Source organism: Pedobacter sp. N23S346 (assembly GCF_048515415.1).
Lineage (GTDB): Bacteria > Bacteroidota > Bacteroidia > Sphingobacteriales > Sphingobacteriaceae > Pedobacter.
In genome coordinates this window covers 1-5,950 of record NZ_JBLYEE010000027.1, presented here as the reverse complement: position 1 = coordinate 5,950, position 5,950 = coordinate 1, and the positions used below count along the sequence as shown (strand labels likewise).

Annotated in this window: 5 protein-coding genes; 3 read left to right on the top strand and 2 right to left on the bottom strand. The window is 37.8% G+C overall.

From position 1 onward, the window contains the following. Positions 1 to 226: 226 nt before the first annotated feature. Positions 227 to 2,089, bottom strand: a complete 1,863-nt coding sequence (locus ACN1CD_RS23495; protein ID WP_419132868.1) for a tetratricopeptide repeat protein — start codon at positions 2,087 to 2,089, stop codon at positions 227 to 229. Positions 2,090 to 2,288: 199 nt separating this feature from the next. Between ACN1CD_RS23495 and ACN1CD_RS23490 the strand changes: the two genes are divergently transcribed. Together ACN1CD_RS23490 and ACN1CD_RS23485 are read left to right on the top strand one after the other, a co-directional pair. Continuing rightward, positions 2,289 to 2,639, top strand: coding sequence for a DUF4870 domain-containing protein (locus ACN1CD_RS23490; protein WP_419132867.1), 351 nt, complete (start codon positions 2,289 to 2,291; stop codon positions 2,637 to 2,639). Positions 2,640 to 2,875: 236 nt separating this feature from the next. Next, complete coding sequence (locus ACN1CD_RS23485) at positions 2,876 to 3,865, top strand: DUF6985 domain-containing protein (RefSeq protein ID WP_419132866.1); 990 nt, start codon at positions 2,876 to 2,878, stop codon at positions 3,863 to 3,865. 878 nt (positions 3,866 to 4,743) lie between these two features. Here the strand turns inward: ACN1CD_RS23485 and ACN1CD_RS23480 are convergent. After that, a complete protein-coding gene (locus ACN1CD_RS23480; protein WP_419132865.1) occupies positions 4,744 to 5,256 on the bottom strand; it encodes a hypothetical protein in 513 nt (170 codons plus the stop codon). Between the two features lie 209 nt (positions 5,257 to 5,465). Between ACN1CD_RS23480 and ACN1CD_RS23475 the strand changes: the two genes are divergently transcribed. Next, entirely contained in the window at positions 5,466 to 5,837 is a 372-nt protein-coding gene (locus ACN1CD_RS23475; protein WP_419132864.1) for a hypothetical protein, read from the top strand. The last annotated feature ends 113 nt before the right edge of the window (positions 5,838 to 5,950 follow it).

Below are 5,950 nucleotides of genomic sequence, written 5' to 3'. Positions count from 1 at the left end.
GATTGCTTCAGCAGATGAAAGATCTGCTTCGCAATGACGATTTTTTTGAAAGGATGCGTTAACACGAATCGTCATGCTGACCTGTAGCGAAGCGGAAAGCTACGCAGTAAATTTAGCGTCATTCTGAATTCATTTCAGAACAGCACCTTTTGTGGTAAGATCCTGAAACAAGTTCAGGAGGACGATTCTTCGTGGGTTCAGGATGACGATCCCGCGAGGGGAACTTTTAACTTTGATGCTGTAGAAACAAATTCAGATCATCTTCTTTTCCCAAACCAAGCTTTTGTTTAATCCGATACCGGCTCATGCGTACACTTTTGGGTTCAATCCCTAAACGGGCAGAAACTTCTTTGTTAGAAAGCCCCATCAACATGTAAGCACAATATTTCAAATCAAGCCGTGTCAGGCTTTGGTTGGCCTGCTGTTGTAAACGTTCAAAAAAAGCTGGATTGGTTTCAAAAAAGTCAGTTTTATGGATTTCAAAATCTTTATCCATTTTCTTTTGCTGGTTCAGAATCCGCTTGATTTGTTCGTCGACTGAAAGGTGACTATCTGGATCAACCTTTCCAGAGAGCAGTTGCAGCAACTCGTTCTTCTCTTCTATTTGTAAATTGCCTGCCAATAATTCTTTTTGTAAACGTTCCTGGCGTTCTTTCAGCAAAACCTGCTCCGTTTGCAATTGCATGGCTTCTGCTTCTTTTAACTGAGCCCTTAACTCTGCGGCGGTTTTCTCCTTATCTATTAATTCTTGCTTTCTGATCGATGCTTTTAATTTGAAATTGTAAGATTGCAGCAGAAATAATAGAACGGCTATTCCCATAATACCCAAAACCACATAAAAAGTGTTACGTTTTTTAGTAAATGTCGCTTCCTGCTGCAGATAGGCAATTTCCTGCTCTTTTTTTGCCGATTGATATTGTGCCTCTACCCGGGTAATGCTATTTATTTTTTCTTCATTAAAAGCCTTTTTATAATACTCAAAATATTGTTTCAGATAATCTAATGCTTGTTTTTGATCTCCTCTTTTTTCGGCAATATTAGCCAGGCCCTGATAAATTCTGGCTTTGGTTACCGGCATACTTACTACACCATCTGTTTTACTTAATCCGTTCAATAAGATTTTTTCAGCTTCTTCATAGCGGCCATCTCGCAAAGCATATTCGCTACGCAGGCCATAACAATTTAATAATACCTCCTGCAGGTTGGTTTTGGTCGCAATTTTGATGGCTAGATCAAGATATTTCTCTGCGCTATCGCGGTAAGCACCCGGGAAATATTGAAAATAGGCATTCGCCGTATTCAAAGCAATGGCAGCGGTATTGCTTCTTAAAACTAAACGCCCCTCTTGCTTTTTAGAAAGCAGTAAAGATTTTTTATAAATTAATATGGCAGAATCCAGCAGCTGGCGTTTTTTCGTATCTATTTTAAACCGATCAAAGTAGGTTTGGCCAATGGTAAAATAAGCATTATTTAATTGATCTATCTGTTGGCTTCCCAGTGCGGTTTGATAACACAAATCTGCATATTTTTTCTGCCTCGAAGGATTGTTCCCATAGCTGTAAATGCTAGCTAAATAATGGTAAGCAGTACTTTCATAATCCTGTGCATTTTGCCCTTTAAAAAAATCTATTGCTTTTAACAACTTCATTGCTGATTGATCGTTCTCATCATTAACCAGGTCTAACCATCCATTTCTAAACCATACAAAACCTATCGTTACCCGGTCTTTTGTTTTTCTGGCATAGTACATGGCACTGTCACGGCTGGCATAGGCATTCTTCAGGTCTTTTTTCCACACATATAAATGAATCAGTGTAGCATAAGCCATTGCCTTACCCTGCCCATCTGGCAAAGTTTGGCCTATTCGAAGGGCACGGTTAGCCTGCGCAAACGAAAGCGGAAGATGCTGTTCAAAATTAGCCTTCGCCAGTTTGCATAAAACATTTACCTGCTCTGTTTTCGAAACATCTTTCTGAGCCAGTAAACGTTTTAGCGAATCGAGATAGATCTTTTGTGCTTCTGCCTGATTCCATGAAATGAGGAAAAAGAGTAGGACCAATAGTACTGATTTCAGGGTTAACTGCATCATCAAAAATAGAAAAAATAAACAGCTCGTAAAACAGTCATTTTATGTTAAGTATTTGTTTTAAAGACTTTTAAGTGCTTTTTGTAGACGCATTGTAGACATTCGTTTTTTTTGTGGTAGTCGATGAGTAGTCGCTGTTTTCTTTGTTTCCGCTACATACAGCCGTAATTTTGATCTATTCATTCACCAAAAAAAATAAATTATGAAAAGCAAGACGATGGCTATTGTAGCCTACATTACCCTTATCGGGTGGATCATTTCTTATCTGGAATTTAAAAAATCAACAGAAAAAAGCAGACTGGTTAATTACCATTTGGGTCAATCGCTTGGCATTATCATTACCTCATTTGCCTTAAGTATTGTGAGTAGTATCATCCTGGCGATTATCCCAACTTTGGGTTTTATCTTTTACATTGTTTTACTCATTCCATTTTTGCTGTTATTATTGGGGATCATTGCTGCTAATAATGAGGTAGAGAAACCCGTTCCGATTATTGGAAAAATATTTGAAGGCAGATTTAACTTCGCCTCAGAAAAAGAAAGTAAACTTTAAGAAAAACCAAGCTAAAGTCGTTATTCAAAATATGTATAGCGCCTCTCAAGTATAGTGTTATGGCCATGCCATAGCACTTTTTTTAATACTGCCAGGTTTTAAAGCATCGACACAAAACCTTGAAGAGAAAAAATTAGCTGTTTGGTGGGATCACGGTATTTGCTGGGGCTAAAATGATGAAAAGGTAAATCAATTAAAACAGATTAACAAACGTTTAAAATTTAAATAGTATGGACATGACTGGTTGGGAAATTGAAAATCCGGGAGAAAATCTCCTGTCTGTTAACGATAAAAATCTAAAGGCTTTTATGAAGGCCTATCCATTATCGGCACTCAGTCCTGATGGGACGAAGCTGCTCATTATCCGTAAATATCATCCCACGCTAAACTGTTCGCCTGATGATCCTAATAATTTATCAGACAGTTACAGGATTTGCCTCGCTTATTATACCATAAGTACCTACTTCTTTTTTGAGCTGCCTAGAAATTATCATTACAATATGTTATCGGTGAGGTATGATCAAGATATACAAGATATAGCCATCACCATTTCGAGCAGAGAGATGACCCGGGTAACAAACATTAAGGAACTGTTTTTAAAATTGGAAAGCTATGCACCCAAAACAGAGGTAGAGAAGGAAGCTGCTTTTGAAAGCCTTAATAATGAAGTTCCACCTCAAAAGAAACGCGTGCCCATTACCCAAACAGAAGTAAGTTCTGCTATAATTGGCGTGCTAAAAAATGCAGATTTTGATGATTGGTGGGTATCTGAACCGCAGAAAATAGATTTTTTGGATAATGTTGAAATGAACTTCACCATCACCGATTATAATCCTAACGAAGATGAAAATTTTATGGATGAAGCTGATGAAACCATCCGTAATTTTTTATCAAAAACACTTAAAGACAGGGAAGCAACTACTGCACCTGTGTATCAAAACTGCATGGATTTTTTAGATGCGATAGGTTATGACGAAGCAGACCAGCACTTATGGGATATTAAAGACCCTCAAGAAATATGGAACTATGTTACACCAAGGGAAATATATGTTACCCGCGAACCTTATGAAGATAAGGGCGTATACCTTCGTTTAACCTTTAGTTGCGAATGGGAACAGGAACACGGCCTGCAACTGGTATTTAATAAAAGCGGCAAATTGGTACGGGTAAATGAAGATGATGGACATATTCTGGGCTGGCAAGGGCATGGAATGATTGGAGATTAACGCCGGGGCAAAACCGTCATTGCTGAGGAGGCACGACGAAGCAATCTATTTTGTAGATTCTTGGATGGAGATTGCTTCAGCAGATGAAAGATCTGCTTCGCAAAGACGGTTTTTTCTTGGGGCTTCACTAAGCGAATCGTCATGCTGACCTGTAGCGAAGCGGAAAGCTACGCAGTAAATTTAGTTCAGCACCTTTTGTGGTAAGATCCTTAAACAAATCCGATAGCTATCGGATCAGGAGGACGATTCTTCGTGGGTTCAGGAGGACCACTCAAATAATTTTCCCGCAGATTAAGGAGATTTCCGCAGAAGCGAGTTGTAAAATCTGCGGTGATCATTTAGATCTGCGGGACTAACCTTTGCATCATACTGGAGGACGATCCCCTCGCAGAATCGTCTTTGCGAGGAGGCACGACGAAGCAATCTCATTTGTAGATTCCTCGATGGAGATTGCTTCAGCGGATGAATAATAATTATAGTGATGTATGATATGAAATACATGTATAAATTTTCAACCCCAAAAATTTTATCATTATTATTTCTGCCTTAAATGGTCCAAAAATAAGTGAACTCTGGCCAAAAATGCCTCCTGACTTAATAGGACTATTTTTGAAATAATATTTCTCGAAACAAAAAATGTTTAAATAAAAAATGTTTCAGGTTAGAGAAACAATTTATCGAGAAACAAAAAATTGTTTCTCCTGATTTTGTTTCGGGCAAGAGAAACAATTCACCACGAAACAAAAAGATGTTTCTCGTTATTTTGTTTCGAAATTATCCTATCGGGCGGTGTCTCACCGCCCGAAATTAAATGAACTACCTAACCACTAAAAGTAGCGATTGCCATAACCTACCAGTTGGTGATACAGCGACTCAAATTAATTGATTTGAATTCTTTGTTTAAAAGCGGTATACCATGCATCGCAATCTGCCAGCCAATCATAAATCATTTTATAGGTATTAATAATTTCGGCAGAGAAGTTTAAGGTTGCGCTTTCAAAACCATCTTCCTGAAAGATATAAGCATTTAAGCCATAATATAACTGTTCTGATAGGTGTGCAATATCAAAATGGCCAACGGCTTGCAATTGATAAGTCTGGCTTTGGGCATATTGCTGAAAGGTGTCTTCATTGGCCAAAGGTTTTGTTTTGGTAACCAGGTTAATGATGTTGTTTACATCGTAAAGTGTGTTGGCAATGCTAATGGGTTTGTGTTTACCTGAACGAGGGTCTGGCCCGGTGGCTGCACTCAGCAGTTCAGTAAGTATTTGATCTACATCCGATAAGCTATTCGTTTCAAAATAAGCTTCGATAATTTTCCGGAATTCTGTTACAGCTTCTACCTGATCTGGGAGCTGTGTGTTTGGGTTTTTACAATTGTCGTTTAGCATAACATTGATAAAAAGATCCTGAGACGCTGCTAAACGACAATTAACTCTTTACAGAGAAAATATAGATGCGGGACTACCGCTCGTCTCAGGAATATTGTTAAAAATTGAATTGCTTACTTAATTGCTTCTCTTGTTAAGATTTGTAAAATATGTTAATTATCATTTAGCATGGGCAAGATAAACACAATAAATCAATCTTCAAAATATTGTTGCTCAATGGGCGCGTAAATGAAGGCAGTTCTGAACTTGCTGTTGATAGTTCTGTACTTGCTGTTCGGAGTTTTATACTTGCGGTTGATGGTTCAGAACTTTCAGTTCCCAGTTTTATACTTTCAGTTCGTAATTCTGAACTTTCCGACAATAGTTTTATACTTTCAGTTCGTAATTCTGAACTTTCCGACGATAGTTTTATACTTTCAGTTCGTAGTTCTGAACTTTCCGACGATAGTTTTATACTTTCAGTTAACAACATTATACTTGCAGTTGGTAGGTTTATACTTGCAGTTTCAGTTTGCAGTTCTATGCTTTCGGTTCATAGTTCTATACTTGCAGTTGGTAGTTCAGGACTTGACCCTTCCTAAAATAGCTTGACAGTTTTGGTAGTTAATTACTAAGGCTTTTACAGCCACTTTAATTGATTTACTGATACAATATAATGATTAATTTTTATTACTTAGAACAGTTGTTTTTCTTG